15 protein-coding genes are annotated in these 17,875 nt (G+C 72.8%); 4 read left to right on the top strand and 11 right to left on the bottom strand.

The window, feature by feature from the left end; translation table 11 throughout:
- The 7 genes from mraY to mraZ form a co-directional block, all read right to left on the bottom strand.
- A complete protein-coding gene (gene mraY / locus ABJI51_RS18790) occupies nt 1-1,083 on the bottom strand; it encodes a phospho-N-acetylmuramoyl-pentapeptide-transferase (RefSeq protein ID WP_348952325.1) in 1,083 nt (360 codons plus the stop codon).
- The gene (locus ABJI51_RS18785; RefSeq protein WP_348952324.1) at nt 1,080-2,582 is read right to left on the bottom strand and encodes a UDP-N-acetylmuramoyl-tripeptide--D-alanyl-D-alanine ligase; all 1,503 of its coding nucleotides are present in this window, start codon (nt 2,580-2,582) and stop codon (nt 1,080-1,082) included. Before ABJI51_RS18785 ends, mraY begins: the two co-directional genes overlap by 4 nt.
- On the bottom strand, nt 2,579-4,123 hold the full coding sequence (locus tag ABJI51_RS18780) for a UDP-N-acetylmuramoyl-L-alanyl-D-glutamate--2,6-diaminopimelate ligase (protein WP_348952437.1): 1,545 nt from the start codon (nt 4,121-4,123) through the stop codon (nt 2,579-2,581). The genes ABJI51_RS18785 and ABJI51_RS18780 overlap by 4 nt, the downstream gene beginning before the upstream one ends.
- Before the next feature lie 225 nt (nt 4,124-4,348).
- On the bottom strand, nt 4,349-6,274 hold the full coding sequence (locus tag ABJI51_RS18775; RefSeq protein WP_348952323.1) for a peptidoglycan D,D-transpeptidase FtsI family protein: 1,926 nt from the start codon (nt 6,272-6,274) through the stop codon (nt 4,349-4,351).
- Nucleotides 6,271-6,999, bottom strand: coding sequence for a cell division protein FtsL (ftsL, locus tag ABJI51_RS18770; RefSeq protein ID WP_348952322.1), 729 nt, complete (start codon nt 6,997-6,999; stop codon nt 6,271-6,273). Before ftsL ends, ABJI51_RS18775 begins: the two co-directional genes overlap by 4 nt.
- A complete protein-coding gene (gene rsmH, locus ABJI51_RS18765) occupies nt 6,996-7,949 on the bottom strand; it encodes a 16S rRNA (cytosine(1402)-N(4))-methyltransferase RsmH (protein ID WP_348952321.1) in 954 nt (317 codons plus the stop codon). Before rsmH ends, ftsL begins: the two co-directional genes overlap by 4 nt.
- A 214-nt stretch (nt 7,950-8,163) precedes the next feature.
- Nucleotides 8,164-8,595, bottom strand: a complete 432-nt coding sequence (gene mraZ / locus ABJI51_RS18760; protein WP_004561064.1) for a division/cell wall cluster transcriptional repressor MraZ — start codon at nt 8,593-8,595, stop codon at nt 8,164-8,166.
- A gap of 555 nt (nt 8,596-9,150) precedes the next feature.
- On the opposite strand from mraZ, the gene ABJI51_RS18755 reads away from it, so the two are divergent.
- The gene (locus tag ABJI51_RS18755) at nt 9,151-10,074 is read left to right on the top strand and encodes a hypothetical protein (RefSeq protein WP_348952320.1); all 924 of its coding nucleotides are present in this window, start codon (nt 9,151-9,153) and stop codon (nt 10,072-10,074) included.
- Between the two features lie 41 nt (nt 10,075-10,115).
- Here the strand turns inward: ABJI51_RS18755 and ABJI51_RS18750 are convergent, their stop codons facing one another.
- The 4 genes from ABJI51_RS18750 to ABJI51_RS18735 form a co-directional block, all read right to left on the bottom strand.
- Nucleotides 10,116-10,850 carry an ESX secretion-associated protein EspG gene (locus tag ABJI51_RS18750; RefSeq protein ID WP_348952319.1) on the bottom strand — a complete coding sequence of 245 codons (735 nt, stop codon included), beginning with the start codon at nt 10,848-10,850 and terminating at the stop codon, nt 10,116-10,118.
- On the bottom strand, nt 10,847-11,404 hold the full coding sequence (locus tag ABJI51_RS18745) for a PPE domain-containing protein (protein WP_348952318.1): 558 nt from the start codon (nt 11,402-11,404) through the stop codon (nt 10,847-10,849). Before ABJI51_RS18745 ends, ABJI51_RS18750 begins: the two co-directional genes overlap by 4 nt.
- Before the next feature lie 13 nt (nt 11,405-11,417).
- Nucleotides 11,418-11,939 carry a DUF3558 domain-containing protein gene (locus tag ABJI51_RS18740; protein ID WP_348952317.1) on the bottom strand — a complete coding sequence of 174 codons (522 nt, stop codon included), beginning with the start codon at nt 11,937-11,939 and terminating at the stop codon, nt 11,418-11,420.
- A 190-nt stretch (nt 11,940-12,129) separates the two neighbouring features.
- Complete coding sequence (locus tag ABJI51_RS18735) at nt 12,130-12,480, bottom strand: hypothetical protein (RefSeq protein ID WP_348952316.1); 351 nt, start codon at nt 12,478-12,480, stop codon at nt 12,130-12,132.
- Nucleotides 12,481-12,786: 306 nt separating this feature from the next.
- On the opposite strand from ABJI51_RS18735, the gene ABJI51_RS18730 reads away from it, so the two are divergent.
- Genes ABJI51_RS18730 through ABJI51_RS18720 form a run of 3 tightly spaced genes read left to right on the top strand, consistent with a single transcriptional unit; the run spans nt 12,787 to nt 17,631 of the window.
- On the top strand, nt 12,787-13,854 hold the full coding sequence (locus ABJI51_RS18730) for an AAA family ATPase (RefSeq protein ID WP_348952315.1): 1,068 nt from the start codon (nt 12,787-12,789) through the stop codon (nt 13,852-13,854).
- A 25-nt stretch (nt 13,855-13,879) separates the two neighbouring features.
- Nucleotides 13,880-15,154 (top strand): DUF58 domain-containing protein, encoded by a 1,275-nt coding sequence (locus tag ABJI51_RS18725; RefSeq protein ID WP_348952314.1) that lies wholly within the window; start codon nt 13,880-13,882, stop codon nt 15,152-15,154.
- Nucleotides 15,151-17,631, top strand: coding sequence for a transglutaminase TgpA family protein (locus ABJI51_RS18720; protein ID WP_348952313.1), 2,481 nt, complete (start codon nt 15,151-15,153; stop codon nt 17,629-17,631). The genes ABJI51_RS18725 and ABJI51_RS18720 overlap by 4 nt, the downstream gene beginning before the upstream one ends.
- Nucleotides 17,632-17,875 lie beyond the last annotated feature (244 nt).

Here is a 17,875-nt window from a genome sequence, read left to right as displayed (position 1 = left end):
TCAGCCGCCGACGCCCAGCTGCTCGCTGTAGAACAGGCCGAGGCCGAACATGCAGCAGATCGCCGACAGCAGCCAGAACCGGATGATCACCGTGGTTTCCGCCCACCCGGCCAGCTCGAAGTGGTGGTGGAACGGCGCCATCCGGAACAGCCGCCGCCGCGTCGTGCGGAACACCGCGATCTGCGCGACCACCGAGATCATCTCGACCATGAACAGGCCGCCGATGACGATGGCGAGCAGCTCGGTGCGGGTGGTCATGGACAGGCCGGCGACCAGGCCGCCGAGGGCCAGCGAGCCGGTGTCGCCCATGAAGATCTTCGCCGGGGCCGCGTTCCACCAGAGGAACCCGACGCAGGCGCCGGTCGCCGCGGCGGCGACCACGGCAAGGTCCAGCGGGTCACGGACGTCGTAGCAGGCGGCCGCCGGGCCGTTCGCGCAGTTGAGGCGCTCCTGCCAGAACGAGATGACGACGTAGGTCGCCAGCACCATCGCCGCCGAGCCGCCTGCCAGGCCGTCGAGGCCGTCGGTGAAGTTCACCGCGTTCGACCAGCCGGAGATCACGATGTAGCAGAAGATCACGAAGATCACCGACGGGAAGGTGATCAGCGCGAGGTCGCGGACGTAGGACAGGCTCTCCGACGCCGGGGTGAGCCCCTGCTCGTTCGGGAAGTTCAGCACCAGCACCGCGAAGGCGACGGTGACCACGAGCTGGCCGACCAGCTTCGCGGTCTTGTTCAGCCCCAGGTTGCGCTGCTTGCGGATCTTGATGAAGTCGTCGAGGAACCCGACGATGCCCAGGCCCACCGCGAGCATCAGGACGAGCAGCCCGGACGCCGTCGGCGGGCCGCTGCGGGAGTTGAACATCCAGTTGATCAGGTGCGCGGCGAAGTACCCGACGACCATCGCGACGATGATCGCGACGCCGCCCATGGTCGGGGTACCGCGCTTGGACTTGTGTCCCTGGGGGCCTTCCTCGCGGATCTCCTGGCCGAAGCCCTGCCGGGAGAAGACCCGGATCAGGTAGGGCGTGAGCAGGATGGAGATCAGCAGGCCCGCCGCGGCCGCGATCAGGATGCTGATCACGCGTCACCACCGTTCGAGCGATTCTCGGAGTTGTCGGATTCCCGGGGTTCGAGCAGGGCTTCGGCGACACGCCAGAGTCCGGCGGCCTTGGAGGCCTTGACCAGCACCACGTCCCCGGGACGGAGCTGATCATGCAGCAGGGCGACGGCGGCCTCGACGTCGGGTACCAGGGTGGACTCCTCGCCCCAGGAACCCTCCTGGAACGCCCCCTGGTGCATGGCCGCCGCCTCGGGGCCGATCACGACGAGCTTGTTGATGTTGAGCCGGACGACGAGCCTGCCGATCTCGTCGTGGGCGGTGACCGAGTCGGCGCCCAGCTCGCCCATCACGCCGAGCACGGCCCAGGACCGGCGGCCGGTCTCCCGCGTCATCGCCGCGAGCGCCTTCAGGCCCGCGCGCATCGACTCGGGGTTGGCGTTGAAGGAGTCGTTGAGGATCGTGACGCCGTCGGCGCGGGTGACGACCTCCATGCGCCGCGCGGACCGCCGTTCCAGCCCGGAGAGGCGCCGGGCGATCTCCTCGGTCGGCACGCCCAGCTCCAGCGCGACCGCGGCCGCGGACAGCGCGTTGCCGACGTGGTGCTCGCCGTGCAGCGGCAGCTTGACGTCGGCCTCGCCGTCCGGGGTGATCAGCCGGAAGGACGCGCGGGCCTGGTCGTCGACGGTGATGTCCGCCGCGCGGACCTGCGCCGACGCGCTCTCGCCGACGAACACCACGCGGGCCTTCGTCCGGCTCGCCATGGCCGCGACCAGCGGGTCGTCGGCGTTGAGCACCGCGACACCGTCCGCGGGCAGTGCCTCGACCAGCTCGCCCTTGGTCTTCGCGATGCCTTCGCGCGAGCCGAACTCGCCGACGTGCGCGCTGCCGACGTTGAGCACCACGCCGATCTTCGGCGGCGCGATCTCGGCGAGGTGGGCGATGTGCCCGGGCCCGCGCGCGGACAGCTCCAGCACGAGGTGCCGGGTCTCGGCGTCGGCCCGCAGCGCGGTCCAGGGGTGCCCCAGCTCGTTGTTGAACGACCCGGGCGGCGCGACCGTCGGGCCGAGCGGTTCGAGCAGCTGGGCGATGACGTCCTTGGTCGAGGTCTTGCCCGAGGAGCCGGTGACGCCGACGACGGTCAGGTTGCCTTCGGACAGCCGCTGCACGACGTGCCGGGCGAGCTTGGCCAGCGCGGCGAGCACCGCGGCGCCGGAGCCGTCCTTGTCGCCGGTCAGCGCGACCGACCGGGCGTGGGCCTCGCCCTCGCCGACCGGCGGGACGACGATCGCGGGCGCGTCGACCTCGCGGGCGGCCAGTACCGCGACCGCACCGGCCTCGACGGCCTGCGCGGCGAAGTCGTGGCCGTCGACCTTCTCCCCCGGCAGGGCGGCGAACAGGCCGCCGGGCGTGAGCTTCCGGGTGTCGAACTCCACGGTGCCGGTCACCTGCGCGCCCGGCTCGGCGCGGTGCAGCCGTCCGCCGACGACGTCGGCGATCTCGGCCAGGCTGAGCACGATCACACACTCACCTCGAGTTTGTTGCGGATGGCCGCGGCCAGCTCGTCGCGGTCGGAGAACGGGTGCACGACGCCGCCTGCCTCCTGGCCGGACTCGTGGCCCTTGCCGGCGAGGAAGACGATGTCGCCCGGCTGGGCGAGCGCGACGGCGTGCGCGATGGCTTCGCGGCGGTCGCCGATCTCGAGGACCTCGCCGCCCTCGGCGGGCCCGACGGCGCGGGCGCCGGCGAGCATCGCGGCGCGGATCGCCGCGGGGTCCTCGGAACGCGGGTTGTCGTCGGTGACGATCAGGACGTCGCTGCGCCGGGCCGCCGCCTCGCCCATCATCGGGCGCTTGGCGGTGTCGCGGTCGCCGCCGCAGCCGAGGACGGTGATGATCCGGCCCTCGGCGCGGGCCCGCAGCGCGTCGAGGCCCTGGGCGACCGCGGCAGGCTTGTGGGCGTAGTCGACGACGGCGGTGAACTCCTGGCCGACGTGGACCCGCTCCATCCGGCCCGGCACCTGCACCTGCGCGAGCCCGGCGACGATGTGCTCCAGGGACACGCCCGCGGTGCTGAGGATCGCCGCGGCGAGCACGGCGTTGGCGACGTTGAATTCGCCGGGCAGCGGAATCCGGGCAGGCGCGCTGACGCCGCCGGGGCCGTGCAGGGTGAACGTCTGCTCCCCGTGCGGGGTGGCCTGCAGGTCGGTGGCCTTCCACGCGGCGTCGGTGCCCGGGTCGGTGGTCACCGTGATCGTCTGCGGGGTGAGCAGGGCCTGGCCCCACGCGCTGTCGACCACGACGACCTCGTGCGTCGAGCGGCCGTCGAACAGCAGGGACTTCGCCGCGAAGTACTCCTGCATGTCCTTGTGGAAGTCCAGGTGGTCCTGGGAGAGGTTGGTGAACGCGCCGACGGCGAACCGGGTGCCGTTGACCCGGCCCAGCGCGAGGGCGTGGCTGGAGACCTCCATCGGCACGTGCGTGACGCCGCGTTCGAGCATCACCGCCAGCAGCGCCTGCAGGTCCGGCGCCTCCGGCGTGGTGAACCCGCTGGCCAGCCGTTCGCCGGCGATCCGGGTCTCGACCGTGCCGATCAGGCCGGTGGTCAGGCCCGCGGCCTGCAGCCCGGCGTCGACCAGGTAGGACGTCGTGGTCTTGCCGGAGGTCCCGGTGACCCCGAGCACGGCCAGCCGCAGGGACGGCTCGCCGTAGATCCACGCGGCGATCTCGCCGAGCGCGGCACGCGGGTCCGGGTGCACGAGGATCGGGACACCGGCGTCGCGCAGGGCGGGCCGCTCGGCGCCCGCGGCGTCGGTGAGGACGGCGACCGCGCCGGCCGCGACGGCCTGGTCGCTGAAGTCGGCGCCGTGGGCGCGGGCGCCCGGCAGCGCGGCGAAGAGGTCACCGGGCAGCACGTGCTGCGCGCGCAGCGTGGTGCCGGTGACGGTGAGCTCGGCGGCGTCGGGCCGGTCGGCGATGAGACGCGCGTCCGCCCTGGCGAGCAGCGTCGCCAGCGGGACCGGGTCGATGCGCGCCGGGCGGGGCGGCGCGGGCACCGCTTTCACCGGGCTTTCCGGCACCTGGGAACTGGACGAGGACACGGACACGGCCAAGAGGCTACCGGCGGCCGGTTCGGGCACCCGCACGCGGTACGGCGATTGCACGCGGTTCCGGCACATGTGCTAGGCGGCGCCGGGGACTCGCTTGCGCCGCAACGGTTTCCCGCCGGCAGACCGATGTGGACGGTCAGGGCCCCCTCACCGGAGTGAGGGGGCCCTGACGGACTGTCGTTACTGGATGACGAGCGGGACCTGCGGCGAAGGGCCGTCCGACAGCGGGATCTGGAACCGCTGCGTGAGGTAGGAAGCGATGCTGTGGAACAACGGTGCCGCGTTGTGCCCGGCAGGCAGCGTCGTGTCGGGTGCGTCCAGCCGGATGCCCACCACGAACCGCGGGTGGTCGGCGGGCAGGATGCCGGCGAAGGTGATGTTGTACAGGTGGTCGCTGTAGGCCTTCGTCCGCGGGTCGACCTGCTGGCCGGTGCCCGTCTTGCCGGAGATCTGGTAGCCCTCGACCGCCGCCGACGGCGCCGTGCCGCTCTGCTGGCCCTTCCCCTTCTGCGTGACCGACCGCATCATGTCCCGCACCGTCTTCGCCGTCTGCGGGCTGACCACCCGGACCGCCTTCGGCGCCGGTTCGGGCACGGTGACCCCGTCCGGGTTGACCTTCGCCTTGACGATGCGTGGTTCGACGCGCAGGCCGTCGTTGGCGATCGCCTGGTACATCCCGGCCATCTGCAGGATGGTCATCGACAGGCCCTGCCCGATGGGCAGGTTGCCGAAGGTGCTCGCCGACCACTGGCTGCGGGCCGGGACGCTGCCCGCGCTCTCGCCGGGCAGGCCGACGCCGGTGCGCTGGCCGAGGCCGAACAGCTTGAGCAGGTTGCTGTAGTGCTCTGCGCCGAGCTTCTGCGCCAGCAGCAGGGTGCCGACGTTGGAGGACTTGGCGAAGATGCCGGTGGTGGTGAACGTTTGCGTGCCGTGGTTCCAGGCGTCGTGCACGGTCCGGTCGGCGACCTGCAGCGAGCCGGGCACCTGCATGGTCGACTCCGGCGTCGCGATGCCGGAGTCGATCGCCCCGGTGGCGGTGACGACCTTGTTGACCGACCCGGGCTCGAACGGCGTGGTGACCGCGGGGTCGGCCATGTCGTCGGTGGTCCAGGTGGACTGGTCGTTGGGGTCGAACGTCTTGTCGTTGGCCAGCGCGTAGACCTCGCCGGTCTTGGCGTCGAGGACGACGGCCTGCCCGCCCTTGGCGTGCGTCTGCTGCACGTAGTCGGACAGCTGGCGCTGGACCTCGTACTGCAGGTCGGAGTCGATGGTCAGCTCGAGGTCCGAGCCAGGGACGGCGGCCTGCAGGTCGCGCTCGGTGCCGGGGATGACGACGTTGTCGCTGCCGTTCTTGGTGTTGACCAGCATCCGGCCCGGCGTGCCCGCGAGGTCGTTGTCGCGCATCAGCTCCAGCCCGACCAGGCCGTGCAGGTTGTGCTTGGACACGTCGGGGTCGTCGGAGCGCCAGTTGGCGGCACCGACGATGTTCGCCGCCAGGCTGCCGCCCGGGTACTCGCGCTTCGCGCGCTTTTCGATGCTGATCCAGGTGAAGTGCTTCTGGATGTCGGTGGCGACCGACGGCTCGACGTCGTGCTCGAGGTAGGTGAACGACGCCGGCTTGCGGAGCAGGTCCAGCAGCTGCTGCTCGGTCAGCTGGCTGGGCACCTTGGCCGCGATGTACTTCGCGGCTTCGGCGGTCTCGGTGTCGAAGGTCCGCTTGGTGGCGGGGTTCTTCGCCTTGAGGTCGTCCATGTTCTTGCGCAGCGCCTTGAGGTTCACCGCCAGCGAGCGGACCTCGACGCTGAACGCGAGCTTCGCGCCGTTGCGGTCCACAATGGACCCACGCTGGGCGGGGATGTCGATGGTCTGCGTGCGCTGCCGCTCGGCCGCGGCGGACAGCGCCCCGGCCTCGAACCACTGCACCTGCACCAGTTTCCCGCCCGCCACCAGCAGGACGGCGACCAGCAGCATGCGCACGGCGGAGAACCGGCTGCGGTGCCCGCCGTTGCCGCGACGCGCGGCCGCGCTGCGGGTCCCGGCCGCGTAGGTGCGGCGCGCGCTCCCCGCGGTGCGCGGGCGGGCCCGGCCCCGGTTCGAAGCCGTCACTGGCCGCCTCCCGGCTGGGCGGGAGGCTGTTCCTCGGCGGGCACGGCGGGCTGGTCGCCCTCGATCGGCGCGCCCTGCTGGGACTGGGTGCCCGCGGCGGCCGCGACCGGCGGCGCGGTCTCCACCGGCGGCGTGTCGGCCTTGGCCTTCTTCGGCTCGCCGACCAGCGAGGTCTTGCCGTCGGGACCGACGACGATCCGCGCCGGGTCGCCGCCGGGCACCATGCCCAGCTGCTGGGCCGCGGGGGCCAGCGAGGCGGGCGACTCGGCCTTGGCGACGTCGCGCTGCAGCTGTTCCTTGGTCTCGGCCAGGTGGGCGTTGGTGGTGCGCAGCTGTTCGAGCCGGTAGGAGTCCGCGATCGCCTGCGTGGTCAGCCACAGCGTGGCGGCCACGCCGACGGCCAGCAGCGCCATCATCATCAGCACGAACGACGCCCGCGACTTCGGCACCAGCCGCAGCTTGAGCTTGACCTTCTGCTTCGGCTCACCCGGCTCGGCCTTCGGCGCGGGACGCGGCTCGCGGTCCTTGAGCAGGTCGGCCCGCTGGGCGCGGCGCGCGTAGGCCCGCTCGGCGGCCGAGGTGCGGCCACGGGACGCGCGCCGCGGCGCGGCCTGGCCCGGGTCGAGGGTCTGCGGGTCCGGCTCGGCGGTGGCCGTGCGGGCGGCCTCGCTGCGTCCCCGCGTCGCCGGCGCGGTCCGGCGGCGGGACTTCGCGGGAGCGGTCATCGCGGCTCTCCGATCCTCTCTGCGGCCCGCAGCCGCACCGAGGCGGCGCGCGGGTTCCGTTCGATCTCCTCTTCGCCTGCCTTCTCGGCACCCCGCGTGAGGAGCTTCAGCTCCGGTCCGTGTCCCGGCAGCTCCACCGGCAGTCCCTCCGGGGTGCGGGACTTCGCCAGCTCGGCCAGCGCCTGCTTGACCAGCCGGTCCTCCAGTGACTGGTACGACTCGACGACGATCCGGCCGTGCATCGCCAGCGCGCCGAGCGCGGCGGGCATGGCACGGCGGAGCACCTCCAGCTCCTGGTTGACCTCGATCCGCAGTGCCTGGAACGTCCGCTTGGCGGGGTGCCCGCCGGTGCGGCGGGTGGCGGCGGGCACGGCGTCGTAGAGCAGCTCGACCAGCCGTCCGCTGGTGGTGAACGGCTCCTTCTCCCGTGCGGCCACGACGGCTTTGACGATCCGCTGCGCGAAGCGTTCCTCGCCGTAGTCCCGCAGGATGCGGACGAGTTCGCCGGGCGGGTAGGTGTTGAGCACGTCCGCGGCGGTGAACCCGGTGGTCGGGTCCATCCGCATGTCGAGCGGGGCGTCCTTGGCGTAGGCGAAACCGCGTTCGGCGCGGTCCAGCTGCATCGACGAGACGCCGAGGTCGAAGAGGATCCCGTCGGCCTTGGCGAGGCCCACGCTGCGCAGCGCCTCCGGGAGCCCGTCGTAGACGGTGTGCACGAAGTCGACGCGGTCACCATGGCGGGCCAGGCGCTCCCGCGACTTCTCCAGCGCGGCGGGGTCCCGGTCGAGCGCGACGAGCCGCAGCCGCGGGAAGGCTTCGAGGAGGGCATCGGAATGCCCGCCGAGGCCGACCGTCGCGTCGACGAGGACGCCGTCGCGGTCGGCGAACACGGGAGTGAACAGCTCGACGATCCGGTCGAGCAGCACCGGCACGTGCTCGGGTGCCGTCATCGTTCCCTCCCCCTTTCTGCCTGGGCGGCCCGGGGGAAATATGGCGGATGCCGTCAGGTCCCTGTCCGCCCGCTGCGGACCTGGTACCGGGGAAGGTGCACCAGGGCTGTTGAGCGGACAGAGGCCTCACGGCATCCGGGTGGGCTTCCCCTCCTCGCGCGGACGGGCGAACCTCTTCGTCCCCCGACGACGAAGGTGCACCGCGACCGCACGCCTAGAAGACGCCCGGCAGTACTTCCTCTCGAGCCTTCGCGTAGCTGTCTTCGTGTTCCTCCAGGTACGCCTGCCACGCTTGGGCGTCCCAGATCTCCAGCCTGGTGATCGCCCCGATCACCACGCACTCCTTGCTGAGCCCCGCATACCGGCGAAGCTCGGGCGCGATGGTGATGCGCCCCTGCCCGTCCGGGCGTTGCTCGTCCGTGCCGGCGAACAGGTAGCGCTGGTAGGCCCGAACCGCCTCGTTGGTGAACGGGGCCTCGGCGACCTTGCGCGCCATCTGCTCGAACTCGGCGCGGGGGAAGACGAAGAGGCAGTGGTCCTGCCCCTTGGTGACCATCAGCCCACCCGCCAAGGCGTCACGGAACTTCGCGGGCAGCGCGAGCCGCCCCTTGTCGTCCAGCTTCGGGGTGTGGGTGCCGAGGAACACGGCCTCCACCTCCCTACCGCCTTCGGTGGCGAGCCACCTCCGACGGCCACGGGGCTTCCCTTCCGCCCCACTGGCCACCACCGTACCCCACTTTTCACCACAGTCAACGCGACAAACGGGCAGACCACTCCGTCGAGTGTTTCGTTTGCGCAGGTCAGCAGGGTGGGGCCGGGTGGGGCCCGTGGTGGGGGACGGTGGCCAAGATCCCCCGCGCCGGGGTCCGGAGCAACCTCAGCTGCTGCCCGTGCGTCCGCATAACGGCCGCGAGACCCCTACCCGAGCCCCCGGCGTGGGGCCCAGTGGGGACTCCGGTGGGGCCGGGTGGGGCGCCCGGACGTCATGAAAGAGTCGTTCATCGCGCCAGACGTCATGAAAGAGTCGTTCATGTCATCCGGCGAGGCGCGAGTTGTCCACAGGCCACGCGAGTTACGCCGAGTAGTCCACAGATCACGGAAAGGCCTGGTTTCGGGCGGCCTGGCCGGTCACGATCGATTCGTGACTCGAGGATCGTGGAGACGCGACGCGGAAGCCCTTTTCGCGGCCAGCCGCAGAGGCGTGATCACGGTGGCACACCTGGAATCCCTGGGCGTTCCACCGGGAACCAGCTACCGGCGCTGCCTGCCGGGCGGGCCGTGGCAGCGGTTGCTGCCGGGCGTGGTGCTGCTGCGCACCGGCGAGCCGACGCGACGGCAACTGGTCGAAGGCGCCCTTCTCCACTGCGGCGACCAAGCCGTGGTCACCGGGCTTGAATCCTGCCGTCGGCAAGGACTGAAGCGTGCTGTCCGCGCGGGCGAGCCGATCCACCTCCTCCTTCCTCTGCACCTGAAGACCACCAGCAGCGGTTACGTCCTCGTCGAGCGGACCAAGCGGATGCCCGTTCCGGTGTGGTCGGACGGGGTGCCACTGGCCCCGGCCGTTCGAGCGGTGCTGGACGAGTGCCGGCGCCTGCGCGAACGCCCGCCGATCCGCGCCCTCCTCGCCGAAGCGGTTCAGCAGCTCGGCCTCGACCCGGCCGCCCTGACCACGGAACTCGAGAACGGCAGCCGCCGGGGAACCGCTCTGCCGCGCGCGGTCCTGCGGGAAATCGCCGGTGGAGCCCGGTCGGCCGCGGAAGCCGAAGCCATGGCGCTGTGGCGCAGGAGCGGGCTGCCCGCACCGTTGTGGAACTTCGAACTCCATGACCAGCGCGGCCGCTATATCGCCACTCCCGACGCTTGGTGGGACGATGTGGCGCTGGCTTGGGAGATCGACTCCTACGAATTCCACTTCGGGCAACCCGGCTACGCGTCGACCCTCGCCCGGAACAACCGCTACGCCGCGGCTGGTATCGCGGTGGTGCAAACAGTGCCGAGCCGCCTGCGCAGCGAACCGGCCGCGGTCGTCGACGACCTCGTGACCGCCTATCGTGCCGCTGCGGCCCGTCCGCGCCCGCCGGTGGTCCTGGCCGGACGTCATGAACGACTCGTTCAGGGCTTCTGACGAGATGAAAGAGTCGTTCATGACGTCTGGAGCAGCGACGCTCAGGCTTCCGGGGTCAGCAGGGCGGCGATGCGGGCCGCGAGGCGGGCGCTGTCCACCGGGGTCACGGTCACCCAGTCCTGGCCGCCCCGGCCCGGGGTCTTCGTCGCGCAGTACGCGCCGATGTCCGTGTCGAACCACGTCAGGCCGCCCACGCGGGTCACCCGGCCGGACGGGGACCGGCGGCTCACGCTGAACTGGCCCGCCGCGTACACCGGCCGCGCCTGGATCGCCTCGACCTCGCGCAGCTGGGCGGACGACGCCGCCGAAGCCGCTCCGCGGGCCCGTGGGTCCGCCAGGGTCGAGGAGGACAGGCTGATGCCGTAGCCCGGGCCGGCCGTCAGCTCCGGGAGGACGTCGACGATCGCCGTGCACAGCTCGGCTTCGCGGATCGAGTCCAGGGCGATCGTCTGTTCCGGCTGGGTCGCCAGGACGCCGCGGCGGCCGCGGACCGCCGTCACCGCGCGGAACGGCGTCGACGCCGTCATGTCCGCCAGTGCCTCGCACGCCACGTACACCTCCGCCTCCGCCAGCAGTTCCAGGCGCGAGGCCAGCGCCGGTTCCAGCGAGCCGTCGTAGAGGCCGCGCTCGGCGAGGTTGGCGTACACCGCCTTGCGGACCTCGGCGCGTTCCTCGTCGGTCGCGCCGACGCTGCGGACGGTCAGCGGCTCCGGCGGGCGGTCGTGGCCGAGGTCGGCCCAGAGGATGTCGAACGCCGACGCCGAGACGCGGATCAAGCCCGCCCCAGCGTGGGCGGGGCCGCGAACGCCTCGGACGGCACGTGGCCGCGCAGGGCCGCGTCGCGGGTGCGGAGGACGTCGATCGCCTTCTGCCGCGCGGCTTCCGCCTCGGCGCGGCGGGCCGCCATCTCCTCGGCCAGCCCGGCCAGCACGAACACGTTGCCCGAGGACGCGGCGTCGCGGATCATCGCCGCGGGGTCGTACTCGACCGGCGGTGGCATGTCGGCACGGGCACGCGCGGCGGCTTCCGCCTGCGCCCCCACCGACCGGCCCACCGACGCCGAGACGGCGGCGGAGTGCGAAAGCCACTTCGCCGCGCGGATCAGCGCCGCCCGCGCCGCGTCACCCCCGCCGCCCCGCCAGTGCTCTTCCGCGGTCGAGACCAGCGCGGCCAGGCCTTCGGTCGACTCCGCCAGCCGTTTCGCCAGCCCGTCCCAGCGCGCGCCCGCCTCGCCCGCGGCGGCCGGGTCGTTGTCCCGCTCGACCTCGGCGGCCATGGCCTCGTGGCTGTAGGACTCGTACCGCGCGGTGGGCACGGGAGGTTCGGGCACGGCGCACCTCTTCTCAGGGCAGCTTCGGTTCGACCAGCCCGGCCACCGTGCCCGCCCGGCGGCAGGCGAGCGGGGTGTCCGAGAAGCCGGTGTTGGTGACGTCGATCTGGACGTTCGCGCCGCCGCCCACCCCGAGCAGCACGGCGCAGGTGCCGTCGGCGGCCTTCTTGTCCGCCACCTTCAGCGCGGGGCGGGTGCCGACGGTCGTCTTCGTGACGTTCTTCGTGGCGAGGTCGAGGCCGTCGAGGCCGTGCTTGTCGTCGAAGGTCACGGTGACGCCGAAGGTGCCCGGGACGGTCCAGTCGCAGGCCCGGGCCCCGGCGATGTCCTTGGGCTTGCCGAGCACGGTGACCCCGGCGGCCGACCGGTCCTGCGGGGACAGCAGCGCACAGGGATCGAGGGCGGCCAGGCCGGTGGCCGTCGCGGACGGCGGCGGGACGGCCGGGGCGGTGGCCCGCGTCGAGGCGTGTCCCGCGGCAGCCGGTGAAGCGGGCGCCTGCCCGCATCCGGCGAGCAGGAGAACGAAGAGGGGCACGAGAGACAGCAGGACGCGACCGCCGGGCACCAGCCGCCCTGGGCCGCTGCCGGGCACCACCCGCCCGGGGCCACCGCCGCGTACCAACCGTCGCGAGCCACCGCCGCGCACCACCCGCCCCAGGCCACCGCCGGGCACCACCCGCCCCGGGCCACCGCCGCGCGTCCCCGTCCCCACCTCGTGCACGCGCTCAGCCACCCGTGCAGTCCACGCCTTCGGCGGCCTGCTCGTCGGCGTGCTGGTACTTCGCCAAGGCCTGGCCGATCCGGTGCTTGAGCGTCTCCAGCTCCTTGCCGAACGCCGTCAGCTGCTGGACGGCCGAGCCCTCGCCGCCGATGCCGTACTCCGCCATGAACCGGCCGATCTCGGCCGCGTACCCGCCGCCGAGGGGCACCGTGCGGCCCAGCACCTTCGCTTCGCGGACCATCTCCCCCACGACGTCCTGCAGCTCGCCGAGCTTCGCGTACGCGTCCGTGGCCAGTTCGGGCGCGACCGCGAATCCGCGGACGTCGAACGGTGGCTGCGTTCGCACCTCGCTCATAAGCGGTTACGCCTCTCCGTAGCCGGGCGACCTCGAACCGCAGCATACGACAGAGCAGGGCGTCAGCGGGAGCACCCAGAACCGGGTGACAAAGCACCCGATCGGGGTATCGTCCCTGCTTGCGCAGTGTCATCAACCGCAGTGCCGGGCGTGATGCCCCGGGCTTCCCGGGGTTCCGCCCCCTGGTTCGCCCGGGTTTGACACACTGGATGGAAGGCTGGTCGCTGCGCGCGGACAGCAGCGATGGGGGCCGTTCGGCCCGGCGGTGCGCACAGTGCGCGCGGCCATGCGCCACCAGGAGGTCGAGTGACGTCGAGAATCCAGTCTGCCGCGCCCGGATCGGGCGAGCAGGCATCCGGGCGGCCGCCTTATCCGGCGGAGTCCTCGGGCAACGGCCGGGCCCACGGCCATCCCGGCAGAGTGTCGCTGGACGAACTGCACGAGACCGCGCGGCGGATCGCCGCGAACGTCGAGCGGGTGCTGGTCGGCAAGCCCGACGTCATCCGGATCGCGCTGGTCACGCTGCTCGCCGAAGGCCACCTGCTGGTCGAGGACGTTCCCGGGGTCGGGAAGACGTCGCTGGCCAAGGCGCTCGCCCGGTCGATCGACTGCACGGTCAGCCGCATCCAGTTCACCCCGGACCTGCTGCCGAGCGACGTCACCGGCGTCTCCATCTACAACCGCCAGTCCGGCGAGTTCGACTTCCGCCCCGGCCCGGTGTTCGCGAACATCGTGGTCGGCGACGAGATCAACCGCGCGTCGCCGAAGACGCAGTCGGCGCTGCTGGAGTGCATGGAAGAGCACCAGGTCACCGTCGACACCGCGACCTACCACCTCGACGCGCCGTTCATGGTGATCGCCACCCAGAACCCGATCGAGATGGAGGGCACGTACGCGCTGCCCGAGGCCCAGCGCGACCGGTTCACCGCCCGGGTCTCCATCGGCTACCCCGACCAGCAGGCCGAGCTGGCCATGGTCGACGAGCACGCCGGCCACAACCCGCTCGAAGAGCTGCAGCCGGTCTCCGACGGCCGGACCGTGCACCGGCTGATCGAGACCGTCCGCGGCGTGCACATCGCGCCGGAGGTCCGCCGCTACGCCGTCGACGTGGTCGCGGCCACCCGCGGCGTCCCGGAGATCCGGCTCGGCGCCTCCCCGCGGGCCACGCTGCACCTGGTCCGCGCGGCGCGGGCGCAGGCGGCGCTGTCGGGCCGCGACTACGTCGTGCCGGACGACCTGCACACCGTGGCGGTCCCGGTCCTGGCGCACCGCCTGGTGCTGACCACCGAGGCCCACGCGGCCCGCCGGTCGGCGACCGACGTCGTGCGCGCGGTGCTGCACCGGGTGCCGGTGCCGCAGGGTTCCCGGCAGTAGCCGGCGGAGAGAAGAAGAGAACGGCATGCTGCGTGCTCTGTCCGGCCTGACGACCCGCGGCCGCTGCCTCCTGGCGGCGGGGATCGCCGCCGCCGTCTGCTCGTTCGTGCTGAACGAACGCGACCTGCTGCGGGTCGCGCTGTTCGTGGTGGCGCTGCCGCTGCTGGTCGCCGTGTTCATCTCGGCGACCCGGCTGCGGATCGGCGCCACCCGCGCGCTGCACCCGCAGCGGGTCGCCGTCGGCGGCAACGGCGAGGTGCAGCTGGAGCTGTGGCGCAGCGGGCGGCTGCCGGCCGGCGAGATCCTGCTCGAGGACGGCGTGCCGTACGCGCTGGGTTCGCGGCCGCGGTTCGTCGTCGAGCGGCTCCCGCACGACCGGCGCGTCGCCCTGCGCTACCCGCTGCAGCCGGTGCTGCGCGGGGTCCAGCAGGTCGGGCCGCTGCGCGCAACCATCACCGACCCGTTCGGGCTGTGCGAGTTCGAGCGCGAGCTGATCGGGCACTCGCGGCTGGTCGTCGTGCCCCGGGTGGTCCCGCTGTGGGGCCTGCCGAGCGGGGCCGGCATCGGCGTCGGCGACGACGGCACCGTCCGGCTGCACGCCGGCCAGGGCGAGCCCGACGTGATCGTCCGGCAGTACCGCCAGGGCGACGACCTGCGGAAGGTGCACTGGCGCTCGACCGCGCGCCGCGACGAGATCATGGTGCGCGTCGAGGAACGGCCGTGGCGCGGCGGCACCACGGTGCTGCTCGACCACCGCGCGGCCGCCCACCACGGCAGCGGCCCGGCCGCCAGCCTGGAGTGGGCGGTGTCCTTCGCGGCGTCGGCCGCGCTGCACCTGCGCCGGTCCGGGCACCGCGTCCGGCTGATCAGCGAGCACGGCGTCACGCTGGCCGACGCCCCCGGCGAGGGCGGCGACCACTACGACAACGTCATCCTCGACGCGCTGGCCGCGTTGCAGCCCGCCCACCAGCGCGACATCACGCTGGCCGGCGACCCCGGCGAGGGCCAGGAGCTGATCGCCGTGCTCGGCACGGTCAGCACCGAGGCCGTCCACGAGCTGACGCAGTACCGCCCGCGCGGCATCCGCAGCCTCGCTGTCCTGCTCGACACGCCCACGTGGTCGGCCGGGGTGAGCGCGCCCGAGCAGCGGGCCGCCGCCACCGAGGACTCGGCTTCGCTGCTGCGCGCGGCAGGCTGGGGCGTGGTGATCGCCGGGCCCGGCTCGCCGATGCCGCAGGTGTGGGCCGAACTCTGCCGTGCGGGCGCCCGCCGCGGCACGCTGATCGGTGGTCCGCGATGAGCACCGCCGCCCCGCCGCGCACGCCCGGCCGGCCTGCCGCACGCCCGCTTGCCGCTTGGCGCAGCAGCGTCCTGGCGCCGGTCGCGGCCGGCATCGCGACGCTGTGCGCGGCGACGTCGGTGACGAGCGTCGTGTCCGGCCTGGCCTGGTTCGGCTACCTGTTCGTCGCCGTCCTGCTGATCGCCGCGACCGGGCTGGCGCTGCGCTCGCTGCAGGTGCCGACCGTCCTGGTCGGCCTCGGCCAGCTGCTGGTGCTGCTGTTCCTCATCACCGGTGCGTTCACCACGCACGGGATCCTGCAGGTCATCCCGGGTCCGGACGCCTTCGCCGAGATCGGCACGACCCTGTCGGCCGCGGCCGAGCAGATCCGCGTGGGCCTGCCGCCGGTCGAGGGCAGCCAGCCGATCCTGTGCCTGGTGACGATCCTGATCGGCCTGGTCGCCGTCCTGGTCGACACGCTGACCGTGGCTGCCGCGGCGCCCGCCGCGACCGGGCTGGTGCTGCTGTGCGTCTACGCCGTGCCGGCCGCGCTGAGCGAGGAAATGCTGCCGTGGTGGACGTTCCTGCTGGGCGGCGCGGCGTTCGCCGCCCTGCTGGCCGTCGACGGCAACCACCGGCACCGGCGCTGGCGCACGCGGGAAGCGCCCGGGCGCAGCGGCAAGCCGGGTGTGCTGTCCGCGCCGGTCGCGGTGGTGTGCATGGCGATCGTGCTCGGCCTGTTCGGCGGGGCGATCACCTGGGTCGGCACGGTCGGGCGGATTCCGTTCGGTGCCGGGGAAAACGGCGCGGGCGCGGGCTCGGGCGGGTTCGGCATCCAGCCGTTCACGGAGCTGCGCGGCATGCTCGACCAGGGGTCCAACCGCGAGCTGTTCAAGGTCCGCGGCCTCGGCACCGACCGGCGGCTGCTGCGCGCGCTGACGCTGGACACCTACTACCCCAACAAGGGCTGGGGCCTGCACGACGACGGCCGGTCGCAGCAGGGCGTCCCGGTCGGGCCGCAGCTGCCGCCCGCGCCGGGCGACGACGGCACCGGCGCGGCACGCAAGATCGACGTGGAACCGACCAGCTGGCGGGACAACTGGCTGCCGGTGTACGGCGCGCCCCGGGTGATCGACGGCGCGGCCAACGGCTACCTCTACGACCAGGTCAGCGGGACGGTGTTCACCACGCGCAGCGAGGTGCCGCCGTCCTACACCGAATACGCGTCGCTGAAGGAACCCACGGCACAGGAGCTGCGTGCCGCCACGCACGTCGACGACCTGCCGCCGCGGTACACGCGGATCGACCGGGTCGACGACCGCGTCAAGGCGAAGACCGAGCAACTGATCACCGGCGCGACCAACGACTTCGACCGCGCGTCGGCGATCTGGCGGTACTTCACGGCGCAGAGCGGGTTCGTCTACGACACGAAGACCGGGCCGGCGACCGACGCGGACGCGCTCACCGACTTCATCCTCAACAACAAGCGCGGCTTCTGCGAGCAGTTCGCCTCGGCGATGGCGGTGATGCTGCGGGTGGCGGGCATCCCGTCGCGGGTGGCGATCGGCTTCACCCCGGGCGTGCAGGTCAACGACTACCTGTCGATCAGCACCCAGGACGCGCACGCATGGGTCGAGGCGTACTTCGGCGACAAGGGCTGGGTGACGTTCGACCCGACGCCGTTGTCCGACGGCCGCGGCATCACGCCGTCGTACCTGCAGGCGGGCTCGCAGGACGGCACCCAGCCCGACGACACCCAGGTGGCGCCGAGCACGGTGCAGTCGAGCGCCCCGCCGACCGGTGCCCCGCGCGACAACGAGCAGAACCCGCAGGCGCAGGCCCCGCAGCAGGAGAACCCGGGCACGCCGTCCTGGGTGTGGCTGCTGGTCCTGGCGCTGGTCGCGCTCGCGCTGGTGGCGACGGTGCTGGTGGTCGTCTCCGGCGTCCGCGGGCGGAACCGGCCGGACCGCGAACCGGCGGCGACCGGGCTCGGCGCGGTGCTCAAGAACTGGCTGCCGCTGATCGCCGCCGCGTTGTGGGTGGTGGTGCTCGGCGTGCTGACCTGGCTGGTGGCCTGGTGGTTCAGCCTGCTCGTGGTGCTGCTGCTGGCCGGGCTGCTCGGCCCGTCGGCGGCCCGCGACGTCGGCAGGCGCCGGCGCCTGCAGGAGATCGCCGGCCAGCGTCCGGGCGCGGCGGACGCGGCGTGGTCCGAGCTGCGGGCGGAGTGCGCCGACCGCGGCCTGCCGATCCCGCCGAGCGACACGGTCCGGGTCGCAGGCCAGAAGCTGGCGGCGAAGCACCACCTCGACGAGGAGGGCCGCGAAGGCCTGCGCACGGTCATCGGCGTGGTCGAGCGGTCCTGGTACGGCGCCGGCGGCGAACCGGACCCGACGCTGCCCCCAGCGTTCGACCACCTCCGCCGAAGCCTCAACCGCAACGCCCCGCTGTCCTGGAAGGGCCGCCTGTTCCCGAAGTCCCTCTTCCGCAACCGGGACTGAACGGGCATCACGCGTGTCCCGAGGGGCATCACGCGTGATCCGGCGGGCATGACTCGTGATTGGAGGGGCATCAGCGTGATGCCCCTCCAATCACACGTGATGCCCCTCCAGACACGCGTGATGCCCCGGCGGGTCACCCGGGCGGGGGTCACCCACCGTCACCCGCGTGAGCCTGGCCGGGTGAGCACACAAGAAGATCCGCGTCCCGCCCGGCGGCGAGACGCGGATCTCGTGGTCTTGCGGC

Origin of the sequence: Amycolatopsis melonis, assembly GCF_040064235.1 — a bacterium.
Taxonomy (GTDB): domain Bacteria; phylum Actinomycetota; class Actinomycetes; order Mycobacteriales; family Pseudonocardiaceae; genus Amycolatopsis; species Amycolatopsis melonis.
Note: the sequence above shows the minus strand (reverse complement) of the source record. Positions and strands in the feature narration are given on the sequence as shown.

Excerpts from the sequence above, each read along its gene's own strand:
- ABJI51_RS18735 (WP_348952316.1), bottom strand. The coding sequence starts at position 12,480 with ATGAGCGAGGTGCGAACGCAGCCACCGTTCGACGTCCGCGGATTCGCG.
- rsmH (WP_348952321.1), bottom strand. The coding sequence starts at position 7,949 with ATGACGGCACCCGAGCACGTGCCGGTGCTGCTCGACCGGATCGTCGAG.
- ftsL (WP_348952322.1), bottom strand. The coding sequence starts at position 6,999 with ATGACCGCTCCCGCGAAGTCCCGCCGCCGGACCGCGCCGGCGACGCGG.
- ABJI51_RS18725 (WP_348952314.1), top strand. The coding sequence starts at position 13,880 with ATGCTGCGTGCTCTGTCCGGCCTGACGACCCGCGGCCGCTGCCTCCTG.
- ABJI51_RS18720 (WP_348952313.1), top strand. The coding sequence starts at position 15,151 with ATGAGCACCGCCGCCCCGCCGCGCACGCCCGGCCGGCCTGCCGCACGC.